The 25,301-nt window shown below is 43.0% G+C and carries 12 protein-coding genes; 8 read left to right on the plus strand and 4 right to left on the minus strand.

All coding sequences use genetic code 11. The annotated features are described in order from the left end of the window. Window positions 1–750 (plus strand): transposase (locus tag G3O08_RS06750; RefSeq protein WP_204336802.1); only part of this gene is annotated, 750 nt, incomplete at its 5' end. A gap of 442 nt (window positions 751–1,192) precedes the next feature. On the opposite strand, the gene G3O08_RS06755 is transcribed toward G3O08_RS06750, so the two are convergent. The 3 genes from G3O08_RS06755 to G3O08_RS06765 form a co-directional block, all read right to left on the minus strand. After that, window positions 1,193–6,244 carry a glycine-rich protein gene (locus G3O08_RS06755; RefSeq protein ID WP_163284181.1) on the minus strand — a complete coding sequence of 1,684 codons (5,052 nt, stop codon included), beginning with the start codon at window positions 6,242–6,244 and terminating at the stop codon, window positions 1,193–1,195. 750 nt (window positions 6,245–6,994) lie between these two features. Continuing rightward, on the minus strand, window positions 6,995–8,680 hold the full coding sequence (ettA, locus tag G3O08_RS06760; RefSeq protein WP_163284183.1) for an energy-dependent translational throttle protein EttA: 1,686 nt from the start codon (window positions 8,678–8,680) through the stop codon (window positions 6,995–6,997). 1,833 nt (window positions 8,681–10,513) lie between these two features. Further along, window positions 10,514–10,981, minus strand: coding sequence for a transposase (locus tag G3O08_RS06765; RefSeq protein WP_163284185.1), 468 nt, complete (start codon window positions 10,979–10,981; stop codon window positions 10,514–10,516). A gap of 1,407 nt (window positions 10,982–12,388) precedes the next feature. Between G3O08_RS06765 and G3O08_RS06770 the strand changes: the two genes are divergently transcribed. The 7 genes from G3O08_RS06770 to G3O08_RS06800 all read left to right on the plus strand — a co-directional run bounded on the left by G3O08_RS06770 (window position 12,389) and on the right by G3O08_RS06800 (window position 23,137). Next, complete coding sequence (locus G3O08_RS06770) at window positions 12,389–15,367, plus strand: SusC/RagA family TonB-linked outer membrane protein (RefSeq protein ID WP_163284187.1); 2,979 nt, start codon at window positions 12,389–12,391, stop codon at window positions 15,365–15,367. 62 nt (window positions 15,368–15,429) lie between these two features. After that, complete coding sequence (locus tag G3O08_RS06775; RefSeq protein WP_239541036.1) at window positions 15,430–16,767, plus strand: RagB/SusD family nutrient uptake outer membrane protein; 1,338 nt, start codon at window positions 15,430–15,432, stop codon at window positions 16,765–16,767. 16 nt (window positions 16,768–16,783) lie between these two features. Beyond that, window positions 16,784–18,121: a PKD domain-containing protein gene (locus G3O08_RS06780; RefSeq protein WP_163284189.1), complete on the plus strand. Its 1,338-nt coding sequence runs from the start codon at window positions 16,784–16,786 to the stop codon at window positions 18,119–18,121. A gap of 7 nt (window positions 18,122–18,128) precedes the next feature. Then, window positions 18,129–19,274 carry a PKD domain-containing protein gene (locus G3O08_RS06785; protein WP_163284191.1) on the plus strand — a complete coding sequence of 382 codons (1,146 nt, stop codon included), beginning with the start codon at window positions 18,129–18,131 and terminating at the stop codon, window positions 19,272–19,274. A 79-nt stretch (window positions 19,275–19,353) separates the two neighbouring features. After that, the gene (locus G3O08_RS06790; protein ID WP_163284193.1) at window positions 19,354–20,205 is read left to right on the plus strand and encodes a cyanophycinase; all 852 of its coding nucleotides are present in this window, start codon (window positions 19,354–19,356) and stop codon (window positions 20,203–20,205) included. A 222-nt stretch (window positions 20,206–20,427) separates the two neighbouring features. Beyond that, window positions 20,428–21,102, plus strand: a complete 675-nt coding sequence (locus G3O08_RS06795; RefSeq protein WP_163284195.1) for an FAD-binding oxidoreductase — start codon at window positions 20,428–20,430, stop codon at window positions 21,100–21,102. Between the two features lie 502 nt (window positions 21,103–21,604). Then, a complete protein-coding gene (locus tag G3O08_RS06800) occupies window positions 21,605–23,137 on the plus strand; it encodes a tetratricopeptide repeat protein (RefSeq protein WP_163284197.1) in 1,533 nt (510 codons plus the stop codon). A 490-nt stretch (window positions 23,138–23,627) separates the two neighbouring features. Here G3O08_RS06800 and G3O08_RS06805 read toward each other — a convergent pair whose 3' ends face one another. Next, complete coding sequence (locus G3O08_RS06805; RefSeq protein ID WP_317164045.1) at window positions 23,628–25,244, minus strand: ABC transporter substrate-binding protein; 1,617 nt, start codon at window positions 25,242–25,244, stop codon at window positions 23,628–23,630. Window positions 25,245–25,301: the final 57 nt, after the last annotated feature.

Below are 25,301 nucleotides of genomic sequence, written 5' to 3' on the forward strand. Positions count from 1 at the left end.
AGTTGGTTTACCTGTTGGAAAATGGTGCATGCAGCTAAAAAAGCCGGCTTGCATTACATCGGCATGTTTTGCAAGGTAAAGACTCTTTTTAAATACAGAGGTAAAAACATGACCTATAAAGCTATAAGAAATCTCAACCGGAAAAACACCAAAAGAAATAAGTGTTTTGGACTATATTACATAAGAACAGTTGTTGAATGGAATGGAGAGTTTACCGTATTGTACTTTACCCGAAGGGGCAAGCACGGTAAGTGGAAGGTGGTGCTATCTACGGATACAAAGTCCACTTTTAAATCTACAATCGAGATTTACCAAATACGCTGGAGCATAGAAGTGTTTTTCAAAGAAAGCAAACAGCTGCTGGGTTTGGGTAAAGAGCAGAGTACAGATTTCGATGCCCAAGTGGCTCACACAACTTTGGTAATGGTTCAACATATTTTTCTGACACTCAAAAACCAGATGCAGCAATATGAAACCTTGGGTAGACTATTTGAAGGCACACAAGCAGAAACCTTAGAACTAAGGCTACACGAGAGGCTTATTGCATTGCTCCTAAGCTTGGTTGAGTTGATAGATCAGCTTTTAGAAGGCCTTGATGCGCAAGAAATCGTACGAAAAGCAATCAATAGTTTGGATGCTTTTGAGAAAATTAAACTTTTATTAAGCCCACCAGCTATGCATAATAATATTGCCGAGCCAAAACCGATTTTGGAACAACCATTAACAATATCCCAAATATCAAACGGTTAAATCAATTTCTTGAGGAAGATTAAAAGAATAAATATCATGTTTTAGTGTACTTTTAGATGTGCGAAACTTTAGTAATATAACATTTTAATCCTTCACAATTTTTTTTAACATCTACTGATCTGTCTTACATATCTAATAACATTCGAATCTTAAAGCCGAAGCGGAAAAACAGTCTCGAGTCTCTAGTCGAGAGGCGGACTCCACTCATAGAGCCGGTAGCAACTTTCATTTCTGCATCAGCATATTGCGGATGTGCCGCGTCCTAATAGTCACCAGCGTCCCAAATGTCCCACTACCCCACGCCCCAAACGCTCCAAACGCCCCCAAACGCCCCAAACTACAAACACCCAAAGCGCTAAAAAAACAACCAAACAAATTATCAAGAAAAAAAAAGCCCCACAACCATTATAGTTGCAGGGCTTCTGTGAAATATGGATTTATCTTATTGCTTAACCACTCTCTCTGTTAAATTGAAAGAATCTGATTTAAGATTTACAAGATAGATACCTTTAGCATAGCCTGAAAGATCAAGCGATATTACATCACCGTCTTTGGCTGTCTGGATCATACGTTGTGCAACCGATTTTCCGGTGATGTCCGTAATGTTCATCTGAACATCCGTTGCAACTTCCGTCAAAGAAAGAGCGATTGACATCTGCCCTCTCGTTGGATTCGGGTAGAAACGAACGCTGTTTCCGGCTGCATCATCATCAATCCCTAGTGGGTCAATAATGCTAATGCTTATTTCGTCAGTAGAAGAACATCCTTCAGGAGTTGTTACTGCAACAGATACCGTTACATCTTCTATAGCGACCAATTGGTACACAATACCGGTGCCGCCGTTGCTCCAAAGATATTCGTTGGTTGCGCTTTCACCGGCCACGAGTGTAACTATTGTCCCTTCTCCGACCATCATATCTTCACCTAAATCTACTACAGGCGTTGGCGATACAGCCAGCATTACAAATGTTGAAGTTGCATTTCCGGAAGGATCTACAGCTTCAAATTCTACCATGTAATCGCCCACCTCAGGTGTATCACCCGCTTGTGGTCCATCAATCAGACTCAGTTCTGCAGAGCAGTTATCAGTAGCCACAATTTCGTCATAGCTTACAGGCACTCCTTCACATAGCTTGATGGTTTGCGGAGCTACTACTTCAGGAGCCACATTATCTACTACAGTTACCATAAACTCTGCTACTCCGGTATTTCCGGCCGCATCTGCTACCGTAATGCTCAAAGTATTGCTTCCTAAATCAGCGCAAGAAAAAACAGTTTGACTAAGCACAAAGTTTGTCGGTGCACAATTGTCTTCTGCCATCATTTCAAGTATATCTACACTTAAATCAGCCTGCCCGTTTTCATTGAGTTCTATAGTAATGTTGCCTACCTGCACTTGCGGTACCATAACATCTATCACTTGCACTTCAAGGGTATGCTGTTTTGCATTTCCATGAATGTCGTAAACCAGTATCTCAGTGAATTGCATAGCACCCATCTGACTGCAGTCAAACTGCTCAATCTGGATGGCTACTTCAGCAATAGAACAATTATCTGAGGCATAAGGCATAAGCATTGCTTCTGTGAGATATGCGTTTCCTTCCACATCTAATTCTATTTCAATAAAATCCAAATTGAATGAAGGCTTGATAGTATCGATTACAGTCAATTCCAATACGAATTCGGTCAGGTTTCCGCTGGTGTCTCTCACATACAGTAGTCCCTGGTTGGTACCAACTTCCTCGCAATCAATTGGAAAACCATCGATATCGATGTACTCCTCGTCCAGACCATTCGCTAAAATGGCATCCAGGCCGCAATTGTCTGAGGCTTCCGCCAATAAAGGAGCTGTATCAAAAATTGCTGCTCCGTTTTCATCCAGGTAAATATTCATTGTTATTAATTCCGGGATTGTTGGAGCTACCTGGTCAACTACATCAACTGTAAATACTGCTTGACTTTCGTTACCTGAAGCATCAGTTACCGTTAGTGTAACCTCTTGCTCACCTAAGTTCTCGCACGAAAACTCTGAGGTGTTAAGGGCACGTGAAGCAATCGAGCAGTTGTCAGTAGAACCATTGTCAGCGTCATCGGCAGAAATTACTGCTATTCCATCTGCATTCAATTCTGCAATAAGGTCTTGTGCGACTGCCACCGGTGCTATTCCGTCAACAACGGTAATGGTTACAGGAGCATCGTCTGAATTTCCTGAAGCATCTGCAACACTATAAGTCAACGAATTCGCTCCCAGATCTTCACAAGAGAAAGTCATTTGGTTCAATGCGTGAGAATCGGCATCCAAACCACAATTATCAGAAGAACCGGAACCGATAAATTGGGCAACTTCAGCAGAAGTTAGATCAGCCTCTCCGTTTTCGTCAAGTTCTATCGTGTACCCCTGAGCTACTGCTACAGGAGCAATTGATTCAACCACAGAAATTAAAGCGCTTTCCTGAGTTTCGTTTCCTGAATTATCCGTAACAGTTAGTATAATTTCAATTTCCTGACCCAAATCTGCACAAGTAAACGCGCTAAGGTTGAGCACTCTCGAAGCTATTTGGCAATTGTCTGAAGCCGAAACTTCTACATCAGCCGGCACAATGAAGGCCTCTCCGTCTTCATTTAGGAATACATCGATGTTTTCAACTACTACAGTAGGTGCGGTATTATCCAAAACTTCGACTTGCGTTGCTGCCGATCCGGAGTTACCGCTCATATCTGATGCTGAAAGCACCACGCTATTCATTCCCAAATCGCTGCAATTGAAAAGTGTTTTACTGGCAGTGAAGCTTTCTACAGCACAGTTATCCGTTGAGCCATTGTCCAAATCTGCCGGGTTCAACACCGCCTCGCCATCACCGTTAAGGTAGATAGTTTGACTTTTTGCAATCGCGACAGGCGCAATGGTATCCAAAACTGTAAGTACTGCTCTGGCGCTATTCATATTACCCGAAAGGTCTATACCTATAAGCATTGTAGTAATTTCTGAAGCGCAATTTGGAGTAATAACAGGATCGCCAAAATCAACCCAACTTTCGTTGGAATCCATATTGACTAAATTCGCATGATTTTCGTTTTCAGATCGATCTGTTGCTATGCTGCTTCCTGTGCCGTCCTCAAACTTGAGATAAACATCTGGATTTAACGGGCCATTGCAAACAAGCTCAGCAATTGCTTCTTCTGAAAGTACTGTCGGCCAAGTGGCAAATTCGTCAATGTCTCCATCGAAAGCCAGTTGAAAAGATCCATTCGCAAATATTGCTCCTGCACTGCTATTTGTAACAGTGTTTATATACTTTGAAACAGTACCTGAGGCATCCAAATTTCCGTCAACGAATATTTTCACTTCACCCGTGTTTGATCTGGATATAGCAACGTGGTGCCAATTTCCATCGGTTACCCACGTACTTCCTGTAACAAATTGTATCGGTGCTGTTCCATTCCCGGCATAATAACGAATATTTCCACCTTGAAAAGCCATTCCTGAGTAGTTATTAACGCCTGCTCCGCCCCATCCAAAAACGCTTCTGTTAATCGTTGAAGTTTTAATCCACGCTGCCATCGTGTGGCTTGGTGATTGTGGAACAACCGAGTTGAAAGTAAGATAATCGTCCGTTCCGTCAAGTGTAAGTGCCGTTATCCCATCAAAGGAAGCAGGTTCTGGAATAAGATGCGAGCAATTGTAGTCAGTCTGTCCCAGAGACAGCTCCAAACTGCAATCGTCATAAGAACCGTCATTCACATCTTCTATCGCTACTTGTGCATCTCCGTTTTCGTCGAGGTAAATAGTTGCGGCTTTCACCAAAACTATGGGGTCAGTGCTGTCATCTGGTGTAATTGTACCCGTCGCTTCTACTGATGCACAATTGTTAGCATCAGTTACAGTTACGGTGTATTCACCAATGGCTTTGTTTGAAATAAGCGCATTTGTTTCGCCCGAACTCCAAACATATGAATAGGGTGCCGTACCACCTGAAACCTGAGCTTCGAGGGCTCCGTCTCCTGCTTCATCGCATGTGCTAGATGGGGTCATTGCAAAAATAATCTCTATTGGATCAGGACCAACGGTATAGGTGCCTGTGGTTTCTGTTCCGTTTGCGTCAGTAACCGTTACGGTGTATTCGCCCGGTGCAAGGTTTTCAATCTTACTGACTCCCGGCAACTCCATAATATGTCTTACATTAGGACCTCCTGCCCAAACCACGTTGTCCCATTTGCCGTCTGGATACATTTGCATGTTGTTTTGAATATTGCCGTTGTTAGGTTCTCCCGGCGACCAATTGGAATAAGAAAATGGCTCTCCCGAAGCCCAAACCCAGGTTCCTTCTTCAGCCGTATCGCTTCCGCCAATATTATCGCCTCCTTGTACGCCGTTGGCCATAAGCCATGCATTCTCTTCAGCACTAGTGATGCTCGCAACATATCCCAAATTCGACTCGGCATCAGCTTGAGCTTCATCATAAGTGCCTGATTGAGCATCGCTGCGGTAGTAGCTGTGTTCGCCAATATTTCCCAGTAGGGTATATCCCGAAATGGCATTTCCGGAAGTTGTGGTAACACCATTGCTCCACACAAAAGTGTAGGGAGGTGTACCACCGTTAATCGAAACTGATAATGATCCATCTGCTGTTTCTGCGCATGACGCATCCGATAAACTTTGAACAGCTACCGAATAAAGTTGAGTGATTCTTGCAAATCCGTTACCGATCTTGCCATTCATATCTCCACCAGTGGGATTTGGCATGGTTGCATTTCCTGCAATCATTGCAGCTTCTATGAGGCCAGCAGTGTAGCCAGAACCGCCTCCGGCTCCACTATGTGCTGCTCCAGACCCACCACCATACCAGCCGCCACCGCCACCAGCATTGTGGAAATCGCCTGGGCTAGCGCCTAATCCGAAAGTACCTGGACTCGCATTTCCATAACAACATCCGGCTTGGCCACCTGCACTTTGTGTGCCGCCTTTGCCTCCTGTAAACGAGTTTCCATTAGATCCATCAAGCCCGGTCAATCCACCGCCTGCACCACCTGCTGAAGGGGTTGATCCGTAAGATGCGCCACCGCCACCGCCGGCGACAATAATTCGGTTAATGAATGCGTAGGGGCTTAGTCTAACATCTGTAGCGCCACCACCTTCAGCACCGTAATTGGTACCAGCTGCACCGCCACCATTAAATGAGCCACTGCCAGTTGTTTGGCCAGCTTCACCTACAAATATTTGAACAGTTTGGCTTTCACTTAAAGTAAATTCTCCAACTGAATAGCCTCCTTTTCCGCCGGAAGCAGCAAGTGATCCATTTCCACCTTCTGCGCCCCATACCTCAAGTAAGAATGGCCCAGCCGGCAGTTCTAAAGATTGCGCACTTCCTGTATAGTCAAAATCCCATACCTGCTGACTTATAGCGTCAAAGACAAATAGGGAACAAAATAATGTGACGAGTGAGACGATTTTCGCTCCACGCCATTTTTGCTTAAGAGTAAATTTTTGATTCATGATAGCTTTAGATTATAGTTTATTCCTTGGCATTTACTCCATTGCTATAAGTCAGTTCAGTTTTTTCGACAAAAGGAAATTGGACGCATCTACTTTTACTACCTGTTAAATTCAGATTTTCAGTTAGTTAAATGCATTATTTGCTTTATTTACAAGATAGACCAATATTCTTTTTCATTCGCTAAATTTGAAAGTGAAGAAAATTCTGAAACAGCTTTTTAGCTCGTCTTCAGAATATTAACGCTTTGATAAGCTCATGATTAGTCTCTAGTCTCTAGTCGCTAGTTGAGCATATTGCGCTAAATCGAGTGTCCTGAAAGGTTTCGTTTCAAACAATTGATTTTTATGGAGTACAAGAGATTGGAACATGTTGGTGACGAGCGTCAGTGCTCTTCGCTTCGCTAGATGAGTTAATCAAATTTCACCAGGCGGTGGTGTAGCTTTTCAGGTTGGAACTCCAGTTGGTTGACAGGTGGCAAGTTAGTAGCGCTTATTCAGGATCAAAACTACAGTCGCAGGTAATGCAAGCCGCTTTGCGAATTTGCAACCAGTGCAGATGCAGTGATGTAAAAATTAAGGAAACAGAGCACAAATCACCAAAGACCAACCCCAAAATCAGCACCCAACCCAAAAGTCCGCAAAAAGCAAGCTCGCGACTAGAGACTAGCGACCTACGTCACAACCTAAAGAGAAAAGTAAACCAAAAAGTCCGCACAAAGCAGCTTAAAGCATAAAGCTTACGGCTTGAAGCTACTTAACAAGCTTCCGATACTTAATCCGCTTCGGCCCAACATCACCAAGTCGTTTCTTCTTATTCTCCTCGTATTCACTGTAAGTACCCTCAAAATAATACACGTCTGAGTTACCTTCAAAGGCAAGGATGTGCGTACAAATACGGTCTAAGAACCAACGGTCGTGACTGATTACCACGGCACATCCGGCAAAGTCCATGATGCCTTCTTCCAGAGCGCGCAAAGTGTTTACATCAATATCGTTTGTGGGCTCATCGAGTAGCAACACGTTAGCTTCTGTTTTTAATGTCATCGCCAGGTGAAGGCGGTTTCGCTCACCACCTGATAGTACGCCAACTTTCTTATTTTGATCTGATCCGTTGAAGTTGAATTTGGAAACGTACGCACGAGAGTTGAGTTTTATTCCACCCACTTCTATAAATTCGGTTCCGCCAGATACGACTTCCCAAACTGTTTTATTCTCATCGAGATCGCCATGGGTCTGATCTACATAACCCAGCTGAACGGTGTCGCCCACGGTAATTGTTCCCGCATCGGGTTGCTCCTCTCCCAGTATCATTCTGAAGAGGGTTGTTTTACCGGCACCGTTTGGTCCAATTACACCAACTATCCCGGCAGGGGGAAGATTAAAATTCAAGTTTTCATAAAGCAATTTATCGCCATACGCTTTCGATACGCCTTCGGCTCTTATTACTTCATTTCCAAGTCGCTGACCATTCGGTATTGGAAGCGCCAAACGAGCTTCTTTTTCCGACGAACCTTCGCTCATCATCTTGTCGTAATTGTTCAAACGCGCTTTGTTTTTGGCATGGCGACCTTTTGGATTCATCCGCACCCACTCCAGCTCGCGCTCCAATTCTTTGCGTCGCTTGCTTTCGCCTTTTTCTTCCTGCTGTAGTCGCTTAGCTTTTTGGTCAAGCCATGAGCTGTAGTTTCCTTTCCAGGGAATGCCTTCGCCGCGATCCAGCTCCAGAATCCATCCTGCCACATTGTCGAGGAAGTAGCGGTCGTGTGTTACGGCCAGCACCGTTCCTTTATACTGCTGCAAGTGCTGCTCAAGCCACTGTACCGATTCGGCATCGAGGTGGTTTGTAGGCTCATCCAGAAGCAATACATCCGGCTCTTGTAGCAAAAGTCGACAAAGTGCCACGCGGCGGCGCTCACCACCCGAAAGGTTTTTAATGGGCGTATCGCCTTCAGGAGTGCGCAGTGCATCCATAGCAATTTCGAGCTTTGTATCCAGATCCCAGGCACCCAAAGCTTCGATACGGTCCTGCACTTTTGCCTGGCGCTCAATGAGCTTATCCATTTTGTCGGGATCGTTTAAAATCTCCTCGTCCATGAATTTATTGTTGATCTCTTCGTATTCTTCAAGCACATCGGTAATCGCCTTCACTCCTTCCATCACCACTTCCTTCACCGTTTTGGAATCGTCAAGATGTGGCTCCTGCGGAAGGTAGCCCACAGAATAACCGGGAGCCCAAACCACTTCGCCCTGATACGCTTTATCAAGTCCGGCAATAATTTTCATCACCGTAGATTTACCTGAACCGTTCAATCCGAGAATACCAATTTTGGCACCGTAGTAGAATGAAAGGTAAATATCTTTAAGAATATGTTTTCCTGTTGGTGTGGTCTTATTGACCTTCACCATCGAGAATATGACTTTTTTGTCGTCGCTCATAATATTGCTTTTTTGGGAATGCAAAGATGGGAAAAATTTCGGCGTGAACGGTCTCGTTTCTTGGGTCTTTCGCCGCTTGTTTGAGTCGTCCGGTTTATTGCGTTGAGGTGAGAAGCTTCAAGCAGTAAGCCGTAAGCCTCAAGCTTTTTCTTATCTCAAGATTCATAATTATCATTTAAACTAAAATCGGTAAGTTGATGATTATTTTTTTGGTCAGTGTAATTTAGGCATCATCAGCTTGTAGCTTGTAGCTATTTCCAGCCATTCCTTCGCGCACCCCAACCCTGAAGGGAGTCAACCGCACATCTTGGGCATAAGAGTAATTTTTCCCACTACACTTATCGACTTACCAGCGAAGCGTTCTCCTAGAATTGTTTAGAAACTAGACTCGCATGAAAAAACTTGAGTCCTAATATACAAAGTTTAAGCTGGAATGTTTACCTCAAATTCTAAAGGTCCATACGGATTCCCTCTTGTCTTAAGGTGTCTTATGTTTGTAGGAGAAAAAAATTATATAATCCGGGAATCGACCCTGTCCATACGGATTCCCTCTGGTCTTAAGGAGTCGCATGTTTGTAGGAGAAATATTACGGGATTAGAAAACCGACTCTGTCCATACGGATTCCCTCTGGTCTTAAGGCGTCGTTTGGTTGTAGAAATATGATTTTTGAATATGGCCATATCGACCCTGTCCATAAGGATTCCCTCTTGTTTTAAGGCGTCGTATGGTTGTAGGAGAAAATTATATAATCCGGAAATCGGCCCTGTCCATACGGATTCCCTCTGGTCTTAAGGAGTCGCATGTTTGTAGGAGAAATATTATGGGATTAGAAAACCGACCCTGTAAGGCGTCGTACAAAATCATCATACAAATTATAAAAAACCAAATTGTGCGACGCCTTACAGGGTCGTCGGACGCCATCAAATCATTAAACCTACAAACATTTGACACCTTACAGGGTCAAATGGTTCAATCTAAAACAAAATATAAATTTGAAAACAAATCGGCTCATTATTATAGATTTTTTTTTGTTTTGAGCGCTACGAGTTAAGAATTTCCGAATCTTTTCCCAACGCTTTACGGCGTCGTATGTTTGTAATAATGTGAATTTTGACTATGGCCATATCGACCCTGTCCATACGGATTCCCTCTGGTCTTAAGGCGTCGTTTGGTTGTAGGAGAAAATAATTTGATTCGCAAACCGACCCTGTCCATTCGGATTCCCTCTGGTCTTAAGGCGTCGTATGTTTGTAGGAGAAAATAATTTGATTCGCAAACCGACCCTGTCCATACGGATTCCCTCTGGTCTTAAGGCGTCGTATGGGTGTAGGAGAATATAATTTGGTTCGAAAACCGACCCTGTAAGGCGTCGCATATTTGTAGTAATATGATTTTTGAGTGAGCCATATCGACCCTGTCCATACGGATTCCCTCTGGTCTTAAGGCGTCGTATGTTTGTAGTACTATGAATTTTGAGTCTAGCCATATTGACCCCGTAAGTAGTCGCATGGTTGCAGGAGAAAATTATATAATCCGGGAACCAACCCTGTAAGGCGTCCTATGTTTGTAGTACTATGATTTTTGAGTCTAGCCATATCGACCCTGTAAGGCGTCGCATATTTGTAGTAATAAGATTTTTGAGTGAGCCATATCGACCCTGTAAGGCGTCGCATGTTTGTAGTAATATGATTTTTGACTATGGCCATATCGACCCTGTAAGGCGTCGCACAACATCTTAAGTGCAAATTCCAAAAATTAAATGGTATGACGTCTTACTGGCCAAATGTTTCAATATCTACCATGGTCAATTTATAAATTTGCAACCTGCCACCCTAATCTTCTATCCATTTAAACAAATATTCATCCTTAAATTCAATATCATGATCTTGCAACATTTTTATGTATTCATCTTTAAACCTTACTGTTTTGTGATGCTCCTTCTGATTATGTATGTATTTTACTACCCTATCAATATGCTCTTTAGAATACGAAAAACCCGCGCCACCTACCTGCCAATTGAATTTCGCCTTCGTTAATCTGTTTTCATTGATCCATGTATTGCTTGATTTTTTTACTTCTCTAAGCAAATCAGACGGGCAACAGCTTAGTTTGGTTCCGACAAATAAATGCAAATGATCGTACGAACCATTTATGGACAATACTTTCTGATTTTTTTTGGTGACAATCCCAGTTATGTATTTATACAAATCTTCCTCCCATTTTTCGGAAATTAAACTTCTTCTACCATCAACTGCAAAAACAAACTGAATATAAATTTGAGAAAATGTACCAGGCTCCATAATATAACTTTTAAGGGTTTTTTATCTATACAAGATATAAATTTCAGAGAAATGTGAATTTTGAGCCCTTTCGACCCTGTAAGGCGTCGTACAAAATCATCATACAAATTATAAAAAACCAAATTGTGCGACGCCTTACAGGGTCGTCGGACGCCATCAAATCATTAAACCTACAAACATTTGACACCTTACAGGGTCAAATGTTTCAATCTAAAACAAAATATAAATTTGAAAACAAACCGGCTCATTATTATAGGTTTTTTTTTTGTTTTGAGCGCTACGAGTTAAGAATTTCCGAATCTTTTCCCAACGCTTTGCGGCGTCGTATGTTTGTAATAATGTGAATTTTGACTATGGCCATATCGACCCTGTCCATACGGATTCCCTCTGGCCTTAAGAAGTCGCATGGTTGTCGGAGAAATATGATGGGATTAGAAAACCGACCCTGTAAGGCGTCGCATATTTGTAGTAATAAGATTTTTGAGTGAGCCATATCGACCCTGTCCATACGGATTCCCTCTGGTCTTAAGGCGTCGTATGGTTGTAGGAGAATATAATTTGGTTCGAAAACCGACCCTGTCCATACGGATTCCCTCTGGTCTTAAGGCGTCGTATGGGTGTAGGAGAATATAATTTGGTTCGAAAACCGACCCTGTAAGGCGTCGCATATTTGTAGTAATAAGATTTTTGAGTGAGCCATATCGACCCTGTAAGGCGTCGCATGTTTGTAGTAATATGATTTTTGACTATGTCCATACCGACCCTGTAAGGCGTCGCATATTTGTAGTAATAAGATTTTTGAGTGAGCCATATCGACCCCGTATGGCGTCGTATGTTTGTGAGAGAATATTATTAGATTTAAAAATCACACACTGGCACGTCATTAGTGCATTACCTTACATGCGCACTCCCATCCGTACGCACTCCAGCTGGTCGAAGGTCGTCGGTGAGATCGCTGCTAAGTGCGTGGCTATTTTCATTTCATCACTTTTCGTATATTTCCAGAAAAAATCAGCGCAACACATCTATTCCACTTCACCCTTTGCGACCTAAACCAAAAAAAACCAACTCATCATTTCTCAGCGATCTCTGCGTATTTCTTTGCGCCTTTGCGTTAAAACTCATAAGCGCGTCAGCGCTACCCAAGAGCTAAAATCTAAAATTTCTAACTTCCCTAAGCACGAAGCTTCTCTCCAAACGAAGCAATGAATAACTACGCAACCCATCAGCAAACCAACAATAAAGGCGGGAAAATATTCACATTCCCGATTTTTCTTTCGCTTTCCGAAACAAAAAATATACCTTTCGCCAAACTTTACCAATTAACCAAGACACCCGTAGTTTTTTCAGCTACCTAAAATGAAGGGTTGGGAAAAATAGAACGGGTGTTGCTATATTAACTGTTTTATGAAATTAAGTTTACAGTCACTCTCTGTTGTAATTCCGAAAATTCTGTTTTTGACGCTCTGTTTTCTGAGTTATTCGGGATTTTCTCAAACGGCTCAAAATCTCAATATTACCGGAAAGGTAACTGATAAGCAAGGTGTTACTATCCCCGGTGTAAACATTGTTATAAAGGGCACTCTTAACGGAACGGTAACTGATGTTGATGGCAATTACGCCATCGATGTACCATCAGATTCTACAGTTTTGGAATTTTCCTTTTTGGGATTTAAAAATAAATCTGAAACCGTTGGCACCAGAAGAGTCATTAATGTAACGCTGGAAAGCGATATAAAATCGTTGTCGGAATTTGTTGTGGTAGGTTATGGTGTCGAAAAACGCACCCTCCTTACCGGAGCTGTTGCCGAGATTGACCAAAAACAACTTAAAGATTTGCCGGTACCATCTATTGATGGGGTAATGCAAGGGCAGGTAGCGGGTGTGCAGGTTACTCAAAACAGTGGTACGCCCGGTGGTGCTATGTCGGTGCGTATTCGCGGAATCAGCTCTATTGGCGGTTCCAGCCAGCCGCTTTACGTTATAGACGGAATTCCGGTAACCACAGGCGACTTTTCGCAACTCTCCTTTTCAGGACAAGGTGTAAATGCACTCTCTGACCTCAACCCTAATGATATTGAATCTATTACAGTACTTAAAGATGCTGCAGCGGCTTCTATATACGGTGCACGTGCATCAAATGGTGTAGTGGTAATAACCACAAAACGCGGAGCAGCCGAAAAAACCAAAATCAACTTCAGCTCATACTACGGCATGCAGCAAGCGTGGAATACAGTAGACATGCTAGACGCCCGCGAGTGGATGCAATACAGAAACGACCTTACAGGAACGCAGGTTTTCTCGCCCGAGCAAATGAATAATATTAAAGTTGACACCGACTGGCAAGACGAAATATTTAGAACGGCACCCATTGCCAATTACGAACTATCTGCATCCGGCGGAACTGAAAAAACCCGCTTTTTTATGAGCGGTAACCTGTTTGATCAGGAAGGAATTTTGCTCGGAACGGATTATAGAAGAGTGAACGGAAGGTTGAATCTGGATCATACAATAAATGATAAACTGACTATTGGAACCAGCATTGGACTTACCTATTCGAAAACAGATCGTGTAGAAAGCGACCAGTCCTTGCACGGAGTATTGCCTAATGGCATCTCCACTCCTGCTATTTACCCGGTTTACAATCCCGATGGAACGTATAATCAAGATGGCCCCTATAGCAACGCAGTCTCAATTGGAAATGAATACATCAGCGAAAGCTATTCATACAGAGCCGTAGGTAATGTTTATGGTGACTACAAGATTTTGCCCAACTTAAAATTCTCTACCAAATGGGGAATTGACTTCTTAAACTACCGCGAGCACTCTTACGAATCTACCATTTTGGTGCAGGGAGCCAAATACAATGGCCTTGGGTTTGAAACCTACTCAAACATTTTGAATTTGGTTTCTAACAACTTTTTAACTTATACCAAAAAAATTGATAAGCACAATATAGAAGTGCTTGGTGGATACAGCTTTGAGCAGTATCAAACCGCAAGTTCATCCATCCGCGGTCAAGACTTTGCAGATCAGAGTCTGGAGTATATCAGCTCCGCATCTACAATCGTATCGGCAAGTGCCAGCGCTTCCTTTTCAGGGATAAGATCGTTTTTTGGACGTGCCAATTACAATTTCGACAACAAGTATTTGCTCTCCGTTTCCGGAAGATTAGATGGCTCGTCGCGCTTTGGAGAAAACAATAGAAATGGATTCTTCCCTGCAGTATCTGCAGGATGGAGAATTAATGAAGAAGACTTTATGGATGTAGCTGTAATCTCTGAATTGAAACTAAGAGCCAGCTACGGACTTACCGGAAACGATGACATTCCTGCATTTCTTTTCGCCGAGCTTTATGGAAACACTTCTTATGGTGGCCTTCCGGCAATTTATCCAAGCAATATTCCAAACCCAGATTTGAAATGGGAATCTACAGCTCAGTTTAATATCGGATTTGATTTGGGACTTTTTGAAGACCGCGTTGTGCTTAGCGCCGATTATTACGACAAGCAAACAAAAGATCTATTGCTTAGCCGTCCGCTTCCACCAAGCTCCGGATTTTCGTCTATCACACAAAACGTAGGTGAGGTAGAAAACAAGGGAATTGAGCTTGCCATTACCACCCAAAATTATGTAGGCGACTTTACCTGGAGCACTCGCCTTAACCTTTCGGGAAACCGAAACAAAGTACTTAAGCTTTACAACGGTGAGCCAATTGACGACCTGGGCCGCGGAAGTAGCAGAATAGAAGAAGGTGAGCCTATTGGGATATTCTACAGTTACAATTCATTGGGCGTTGACCCAAGCACTGGCGACATTGTATTTGAAGACACAAACTTTGATGGTGTAATAACCGCCGCCGATCGTACAAAAGTTGGGAATCCGCATCCTGATTTTATCGGAGGTATTACCAACACATTTGGATACAAAGGATTTGACTTGAGCATTTTCTTCCAGTTTTCTTATGGCAACGACGTTTTTAACGGAAACCGCCTTTTTCTGGAATCGCTGCAGGGCGGAGACAATCAGGTGGCAGACATAGAGCGCCGATGGAGACAGCCGGGAGACATTACTGATATTCCACGTGCAACCACCGACCCGATTGCGGCCGCATCAAACAAAAGAGTTTCATCGCGATTTATTGAAGATGGTTCTTACATGCGACTTAAAAACCTGACCTTTGGATACACCTTCCAAAATGACTGGAAGAATATTGAAAACCTGCGTATTTATTTCAGCGGTCAAAACCTGCTGACATTTACTGAGTATTCGGGCCTCGACCCGGAAGTAAACTACCGCGGTGACGACAATGCTGTAATAGGAACCGACTTTTTTACCTATCCACAGGCACGTACTTTTATTTTAGGACTTAACTTAAGTTTTTAAGGATGAAGAAGAACGCAAATATTAACCCGACCATGAAAAGTTTCGCCATAAAAACGAAAAATATGAATTATTTGAAATCGACTTTACTGGTAATTGCACTGCTGTTTTCGGCATTTTCATGCAATGTACTCGATGTAGAGCCGCAAAACTCCATTCCCGCCGATGAGGCATTTAAGGATAAAGCCGGTATAGAGCGCGGTATTTTTGGCGCCTATTCTACTTTGCAATACTTCGGCTATTACGGTCGTACATATGGAATCTTTTCAGATTTGGCAGCCGACAACTTGGCGCAACCAATTGATGGTACCGCTTCTGAATACCGGGAAGTTGACAACAACAACATTCTTCCCGAAAATGGTTCTGTGGCTGGTATCTGGTCGGCTTGTTATGATGGTATTAATGTGGCAAACAATGTAATTGAAAAAGTGCCTGCCATGAGCGATATGAGTGCAGAGGAAAAAAATCGGGCATTGGGTGAGCTTTATTTTATCAGAGCTTTAGATCACTTTAACGCGCTAAATTATTTTGGAGCCGTGCCGATTAAAATTACACCCACTATTGGTGTAGATGATCTCAATGTACCGAGAAATTCTGTTGATCAGGTTTATGCGCAGATTATTTCTGATTTGACGTTTGCGGCAGAACATTTGCCGGCGAGCACCTCTCAAAAAATAAGGGCTACCAAATATGCGGCTGTTGGTCTGCTAGCAAGAGTTTACCTCTACAAAAAAGATTACGCAATGGCAGCTGATATGGCCGGTAAAGTGATTTCCGAAGGTGGATATACGCTGCTTGATGATTACGCTGCCATTTTTGATGGAGACGGATCGGCAGAAACCATTTTTGAAGTTGATTTCACCACCCTTGACCGAAATAGAATTGCTGAGTACAACTTTCCAAAAACCCTGAATGGCAGACGCGAAGTAGAGCCAACCCAAAGCGTTCTTGATGCCTACGAAATTGGCGATGAGCGCTATAATGCCTCAATTGCTTTTGACGCAGCGCTTGCCTACCCTATTAAGTACGACGATTTGAGCACTGGTGCAGACAACTTCATAGTTATTCGCCTTGGTGAAATGTACCTTATCAGAGCCGAAGCCGAAGCGAGAAACAATGGAGATATAGGAATGATAAAAGATGATATAGACGAAATAAGGTTGCGGGCAAACTTATCAGAGACCTCTGCAAGCACTTACCCTGCTCTGCTCTTGCAAATTGAAAAGGACAGACGAATCGAACTCGCTTTTGAGGGGCATCGCTGGTTTGACCTTGTGCGCACCGGCAGAGCTATTGAGGTTTTACCAAATGTGAATAGCACAAATCAAACATTATTTCCAATACCATCATCTGAATTACAAACAAATACAAACTCCGGGATGACTCAAAATCCCGGTTATTAATCAATAAAAGAACAACATGAAAGCAAGGTTATATTTCATTTTTGCGTTAATTATTTCAGCAGTCGTGCTTTTTTCATGCGACAAAGAAGAAGATACGCCACCGCAATCAGCAGCGAAATTTGCAGCCAACCCAACCACCGCCATGGTAAATGAAGAAATTCAATTTACCAATTCATCAGAAAATGCTACAGCCTTTACCTGGAGCTTTGGAGATGGCACAACATCGAACGCCGTATCGCCTAAAAAATCGTACAACAATGTAGGTGTTTATCTAGTAAGCCTCGTATCTACTGGTGCGGGTGGTTCAACCATTCAAAACCTTACTGTCACTATTATTCCGAGAGCTTCGTTTACTGTAGAGAATGCTGACAACTTGCTATCTAACACACCGATACAATTCACCAACACATCAGAAGGAGCTACTTCTTATCTTTGGGAATTTGGCGATGCCCAAAACTCTACATCTACGGAAGAGAATCCAACTTTTTCGTACAGCACCGGCGGGACTTACACCGTAACACTTACTGCCACAAGCGCAGAGGGTGAAAGCAGCGTATCAAAGGAAATAAGCCTCACCGAAGTTTCGAAAGAAATATTTTTTATTGAATATGGCAATACAATTATCAAAAAGTTAGCGCTTGATGGAAGTGGCACTGTATCGCCATTTTTAGATTTGACCGGGTTGGCCGGAGTTGGAATGGCTTACGACGCAGCCAATTCAAAAATCTACTTTAGCGATTTTGAAGTTGGTATGGAAGGAAAAATCTGGCGCGTTAATCTGGACGGATCCGGATTGGAAGAACTGGTAGGTGGTATTGACGATCCATATGGAATTGCACTCGACCTCTCAAACGGAAAAATTTACTGGACTGATAACGCGGGAAATATTTCACGTTCTAATCTGGATGGCTCCACTGTCGAAATTGGCATCGTTAACATCTCTGGCGGGGGAATGCGTGCCATTGACCTCGATGTAGAAAACAATAAAATGTACTTCTACGAAGTGATTGCAGAAGACCTTTATGTGGCAGATCTTGATGGCTCAAATCCTACAGTACTGATAGCTGGCGTGTACGGCTACGGAATAAAAGTTGACACAGTAAACGACAAAATCTATTTCGACGAACAGAATTCAGAAACCTTGATCAAGGCTAACCTTGACGGATCAGGACAAGAAACCTTTGACGACAATGGCACGCGCATCTACGGAATGGATATTGACAATGAAGCAGGTGTAATTTACTGGACTGGAAGAGATTCAAATGAAATATCCAAAGCAAATCTTGACGGAACCGGTAAAGAAGTGCTGAAAGATGGATTGAGCAGCCCACGCGGTATGTTTTTAAGAAAATAAAAATCTGATGAGAAATATTAAATACGTATTTATACTTTTTATTGCAGCGCTTTCGCTGAATGGATGTAAGGAGGATGATGACTTTCCGGTACCGCCTGCGAGTACAGTACCCAAATTTTCGTATACCATAGATAATGATGGCTTTGCTCCTGCTACGGCAGTTTTCACCAATGAAAGTATCGTTCCCGAAAATGCCGGATCGGCTACTTTTACCTGGAATTTTGGCGATGGGAATTCTTCGGTAGAAGAAAATCCCACACACGTGTATGAAGAGCCAGGCGCCTATACCGTAAATCTTGTAGCAGTTACTTCATCATCACTTGAAATTAAACAGGTAAGCAAAACGATTGTTGTTAAAGATCCAAATGAGACGGGTACCAGAGTTTATTTTACTGACGGCGGTGCTGTATATGCAGCGCTTGCCTCAGAACAGATTGAGACACCCATTTTTACCCCGCTCGCTGGAGTTTCAATGCAATCTTCTTATGGAATGACTGTAGATACCGTAAGCAACAAACTCTACATCAGCGATTATGGAGCCAATGCTATTTACCGAAGCGATTTAGATGGAGGTAATTTCGTCATTTTCAGATCTGGAGTAGATTCTCCGAATGCGATGCGTATTGACTATCAGGAAAATGAAATTTATTGGGATACCGGCAATGGAATTCAAAAAGCCAGCCTTGACGTAGAAGATCAAAGTCAGAGAGAAGATTTTGTAACCGGTCAGCCAAACGACCCTGATGGAGTAGCCATTGATCTGACCAACCGCACGCTCTATTGGGTGAATTATAACGGTGGTCTTTGGCGAAAAAATCTGGACGGAACCGGAGAGACTGAGCTTAATCCCGCTGTAGAAGGCGGAAGTATTATCGTTGTTAACGATCGCATTTACTACGATGAATATGTTGACACGGGGGATATCAGATTAAAATCTGCCAACTTAGACGGTGGCGATGTTACAACCCTCGCGACAAATATCTCAAGAGTGGTCTACGGACTGGCCTATGAGGCTGCAAGCAACAAAATTTACTGGGGCGATAGAAACCCGGGTACAATTATGCGCGCCAATCTTGATGGTTCAGAAGCGGAGGCCTGGTACATACAACCAGATTCCAGTCCGAGAGGCATTAGCTTCGGAAAAGAAATATAAATTATTGTGAGCCGGTCTATTTGATCGGCTCATTTTTTAATATCGTATGTTTATTTAATAACGAAACATCCTATTCACCATGTTTAAAATCAGTAATTTCATTACGGCTTTTTTAATTGTTTTCTGCACCGTAAATTCATGTTCGGCACAGCAAAACATTGATAAGGGGAGTTTATTTATTATTGGCGGCGGCTCACGGTCAGTGGATATGGTGATGCGAATAGCTACCGAATCTGGCATTGATAAAGGAGGCTACGCCGTAATTTTACCCATGAGCAGCGAAGAGCCTGACACATCGGTGTTTTATGCCAAAAAACAGTTCACAGAGCTTGGCTATAAAAATGTTTACGGCCTACAATTTGAAAAAGGTGAAAAACCAAATCAGGCTAAAACAGATTCCATCCGCAATGCGCGCCTTGTGTACATTTCTGGCGGCGACCAGAGCAGATTTATGGACGTGGTAACCGGCACCGATATTGAAAAAGCTATTCACGATGCTTACGCAAATGGCAGCATGGTAGCGGGCACAAGCGCAGGAGCTGCCGTAATGAGCAAGGTTATGATTACCGGAAACGAGCTTAAGCATCCCGACTATTCATCTACTTTCCGCAATATTGAAGCAGATAATATCGAAACTGCTACAGGCCTCGGTATGCTTACCACCGCCATTATAGATCAGCATTTTGTAAAGCGCAGCCGCCACAATAGGTTGCTTAGCGCAGTGATTGAATATCCCGATATGCTTAGTATAGGCATTGACGAATCTACAGCTATTTTGGTAAAAAATGGAATGGCCGAAGTAGTTGGAGAATCGCAGGTATTGGTTTTCTCAAATCCCAAGAAAAGCAAAGTAGAGAAGAATGGTCGCCTCGGCGCACGGGGGTTACAGCTTGATATTTACCTTCCGGGAGATACTTTTGAGATTAAATAGTTGATTTCGTAACTACCGAAGAAATCAGTTTTCATATCATCTGACTTAATTCCGGCAAATACAATTTCTCGCCGACCCGAAAGGTTGGAGAAACCTCTTGAGTGGCGCGAGTTTTCCATTGAAAAAAAAAATCACCCACTCTCCCCTTTTTACCAACAGTTCACTTCAATTCATGGAACATCTCAACTTTTTGCCTGTTGTAAATCTAAAACCCTTACAGCAATGAGCAATTTAGATTATACAGTAGAAATTCAACAAAAAGAAAACCTAACCCACGACGTGGTAAGATTGCGCTTAGAACGACCAGAAGGTTTTGAATTCACACCAGGACAAGCCATAGAAGTAAATATAAAAGACAGCGCAGTAATTCTTGAAGACAGTCCGTTTACACTTACAGGTCGTCACGGTCAAAATAACCTTGAACTAATTTTTAAAGTTTATGCTTCGCATGAAGGCACTACCCTTGCGCTTTCTGAATGCCGGGTTGGTGATAAACTCACAATTACCAAACCATTTGATACTTTCAAATACAAATCGCCAGGAACATTTATAGCTGGTGGTACGGGCATTACTCCCTTTGTCGCCATTTTGCGTCAGCTAAATCAGGATGGGAAAATAGATGGGAATGAGCTGATCTTTGCCAACAAAAAAGTAGACGATATTTTCTTAAAAGATGAATTGCACAGATATCTGGGCGATAATTTGAGCATTGTGTTAAGCAAGCAAAACAGCAAGACTTATTATTACGGGCGTGTTGACAACGCTTTTCTCAAAGAAAATGTCAAAATCAAGAACCACCAGTTTTACTTATGTGGGCCTCAAGGCTTTTCGGAATCTATAAAAGGACACTTGATTGATCTTGGTGCTGATGCGAGTAAGATAATGGTTGAGTATTAGATTTTTAGCTGCAAGCCTCAAGCTTTAAGTCATTAAATACAGCTGAAAGCATGACTTAATCCAAGGCTGTAAAAATTAATCCCCTCTCTGAATGACCTTATTCGTGCATTAGTGGCAACCTTTTTTTTTCGCCACAGATATATACATAATCTATTTGTCGCCAGACAATTTTCGAATATGAACCAAAGCAGCCAGCTTCACCAAGATTTAAATCTAATCCGTTCTCTTGTTGACCTTATTCGTGCATTACCTACGGTGAGCTCGCTGCGCTAAGTTCGTGGCAACCTTTTTTTTCGCCACAGATATATAGCTAAACTATCTGTCGCCAGACAATTTTCGAATATGAATCAAAGCTTTCACTTTCAACAAGATGCAGAATTAATCAGTTCTCTTATTGACCTTATTCCTGAATTTGAACAAACCAAGAACCAAAAACCAAGAACAAATCACTAACCATCAACCACCAAAAACCAAATCCCTATCTTTGACTAAATTCAAGAATATGGTACGGACTATTTCTTTTCTCACAGTTCTCCTTCTGCTTAGCTGCTCAAATCCACCAGCTCCTAAACAAACTTCACAACTCGGCGTGGCCAATCTGGAAGTGTCCGGAAAGCCCGAAGCGATTGCCGATTTTGAAAATGGACTATTGCTACTTTACAGTTTTGAATACGACGATGCCCGCGAAGCTTTTCAGGGAGCGCTTAAAGAAGATTCATCTATGGCGATGGCGTATTGGGGTCTTGCCATGACTTACAACCATCCGCTATGGCGAACACAATTTACTGATAGTGCACAAGCCGTTTTGTCCTTACGGGAAAGGCGAAATGCTAAGCCCGGTTCAGAGTTGGAATCAGATCTACTCTCCTCGCTCGATGTACTTTATCAGGATGGCGAATCGAAAGAAATACGCGATAAAAACTACGCCGATTATTTTGAAACGCTAAACAAAAAGTACCCCGACAACCAGGAAGTTGCAGCCTTTTACGCTTTATCTCTTCTCGGTTCTGTAGCCGACGGGCGCGACGAGAAAACATTCGAAAAAGCCGGAAAAGTAGCCGCCGAAATATTAAAAACAAATCCGAATCATCCCGGTGGTTTGCATTACGTAATACATGCCTACGACGATCCCGAACACGCAGAACTCGCCATGGATGCTGCAAATGCTTACGCAAAAGTAGCTCCAGAAGCCAGCCACGCCTTGCACATGCCGTCGCATATTTTTATCGCCAAAGGAATGTGGGATAAGGTGATAGCCAGCAATATTGACGCATACGAAGCCAGTGTAGAGCGAATGAAGCGTAAAGGACTCAAAGATGGAGCGCGGAGCTTCCACGCCTACTCGTGGCTGCAATACGCTTATCTTCAAAAAGGGAATTTTGATGAGGCTTCAGAGTTGCTTCAGAAAATGATAAGGTATGTTGAAAACGATCCTACCAAAGGTGCACGATCGTATCTGGCAGAAATGAAAGGCCAGTATTTGGTTGACACTGGAGATTGGAACCAGGCTTTCGCCGAACTAGAAGTCGATGTAAGTGACCTGAATATTATGGCCAATGCCAAATGTAGGTTTCATGATGCGATGGTGGCTTTTTCAAATAAAAACGCTAAAAGAATAGATAGCGCAATTACCGCCTTAGATGATGACATTCGCCGACAGACACTATACCTCGACACGGTTGACTTTAAGCTCTGTCTTCCCACGCAGCGCACTGCGCCAATGCCTTCTGATATCGCTTCCGCGAAAGCGGTATCGCTTCAAATGAAAGGCATACAAGCGTGGATAGCCGGCGATAATAACAGCACTGAAAAATTTCTGTTACAAGCTATTGCCACTGCCGACACGCTGAGCTTTAGCTACGGCCCCCCCGAAATTCAAAAGCCTGTAAATGAACTCTACGCCGATTGGCTCATGGTACAAAAACGCTATGACGATGCAGCGGCGCAATACGAGAAGGCACTTGAGCGTGCACCGGGGAGGCGGTTGAGTGTAGAAGGAGTTGAAAAGGCAAGAGTTACAATGGCCGTGCTTTAGGTTATTGTCTTTACTGAAGATTGATTGGAAATTTATCAAAATTCTAAATATAAAATCCGGTTTAATCAGGAAAGAGTCTCGAGTCGCGAGTCTCTGGTCGCGAGTCGTGATAATCAACTCTTTTGCCACAAACAAGTTGCATAGCTAATTCAGGACATGTTTCATGTTCTGTGTCCTAAATGTCGCCAATTTCCCAAACATAACATACATACCATATTTGCAACATTAACCGCAGGGTGGATTAATCTTAGAATACGCACTCCCGACTGTCGACGGAGCGGGTATAATTATCAACCATGATGAGTATAGAGATTAGGCGAAAGAGGAGCATCCACCGCATAGTTTTAATGTTCTATGATTCACATCCCGTCTGTATAACCCAATTGAGCATATTGAAATCCCTATTGCCAATTAATTATTGCATATTGTCTATTGCAAATTGCCTATTGCAAATTGCCTGTTGCAAATTGCAAAATTGCCTATTGTAAACTCACTCCTCAAGCTCAATCTTCACATGGCGCAAATCAAGCACACTAATCGGACTCTGATCTAATCCGCATACTTTTTTGGATACAAACCGCATAACCACATCGTAGTATAGCGGTACAATTGGCGCTTCTGTCATCATGAGGCTATCCATCTGCGCATAGAGCGTATTCCGTTCTTGCTGATTTGTTGTGGCCAATGCATCGAGGTAAAGCTTATCAAATCTCGGGTCGCTAAAGTGGGTATAGTTTGGCCCTTTGGGCGATTTATTAGGCGAGTAAAACAAGGCCATAAAATTCTCATCGTCGGGATAATCAGCAAGCCACGACTTTCTAAAAAACTCAACATCGCCACGAGCAGTGAGCTCTCGGTGTACCGATGCCGGCAGTACATCTACCTTCACTTCAAATCCGAATTGGCTGACTTGGTGCTGCACAAATTCGCAGAGATCTACGTAATCTGATGTGGTGCTAACCGTAAGAATCGGAAGCTTTTTCCCATTTCCGTAACCGGCACGCTCTATGCAGGCTCGCACCGAATCAGGATTGAAGCTATAACCGGAATTTGCGCGATAACCGGGCATTCCCTTGGGAATAAAGCCTGCCGTACCCGGTGTGTAAACGTTGTTGCGAAGGTAGCGCACCATATCTACCCGATTAATGGCATAGTTTACGGCTTTTCGCAAATCAACATTCAGCCAGGGATTGCCGGCCGCCAGACTGTCGTCGATCATAAAGCCAAGATAATCTGTTTTCAGAAATGGGTGCTTCTGCAAGTAAAACTGGTCTCTGTATATTTCCACCAGCTCGCCATCGGGCGTAATCAACTCATCGGCATAGCTTGAGTGCAAGCCCGACATAAAGTCAAAATTTCCTTTTACCAAATCGAGATAGGCAGCGCTCTTATCGGGAATAAATGAAACCGACACCGCATCGAGATAAGGCAAAGCATTTCCCTCTTTATCCGTTTCATAATAATTTTCGTTTTTGAGCATAACCAATCGGGTATTCTCAATCCAGAAATTGAACTTAAAGGGCCCGGTTCCCACCGGATTTTTCCGAAAGTCATCTCCGTATTTCTCAACGGCTTCACGTGGCACAACAGAGCAATATTTCATTCCAAGTAAGCCCAAAAATGGTGGAAACTGCTTCTCTAAATGAATCTCTACAATGCTGTCGCCAATAGCTCTAAACGGCTTTTCGGTGGCAACCGCACCAAAAACCCAAGAGCCAGGACTGCTTAGTTTTCGATCTAAAATGCGATTAAAGCTATACACAAAGTCACCCGCCACTACTCTCCTGCCCTCTCCATTTGGGAATGCTTCACTTTCGTGAAAAAAGACATCATCACGCAAGTGAAACCGGTAAACGGTTCCTGTTGAATCAATTGTCCATCGATCGGAAATAGCGGGTCTTATATTCAGCGAATCGTCAATTTCTACCAGGCCATTGTATAGCATATTGCAGACCCAGATATTCTCGAGGTTGCGGCTGTAAGCGGGATCTAACGATGAAACACCGGCAGACTCATTGTACCGGAAAATCATTTTGTCAGCATGCTCCCTCCCTCGCTGACAGGATAAGCTACCTAAAATGAGAAATAATAAAATCAGTCTTTGCACACCGCGAATTTAGGAAGGGAAATGAGATTTGAGAAAGCTTGCGGATGCGTTTTTCAA

Origin of the sequence: Cryomorpha ignava (assembly GCF_010686655.1) — a bacterium.
GTDB classification, from domain to species: domain Bacteria; phylum Bacteroidota; class Bacteroidia; order Flavobacteriales_D; family Cryomorphaceae; genus Cryomorpha; species Cryomorpha ignava.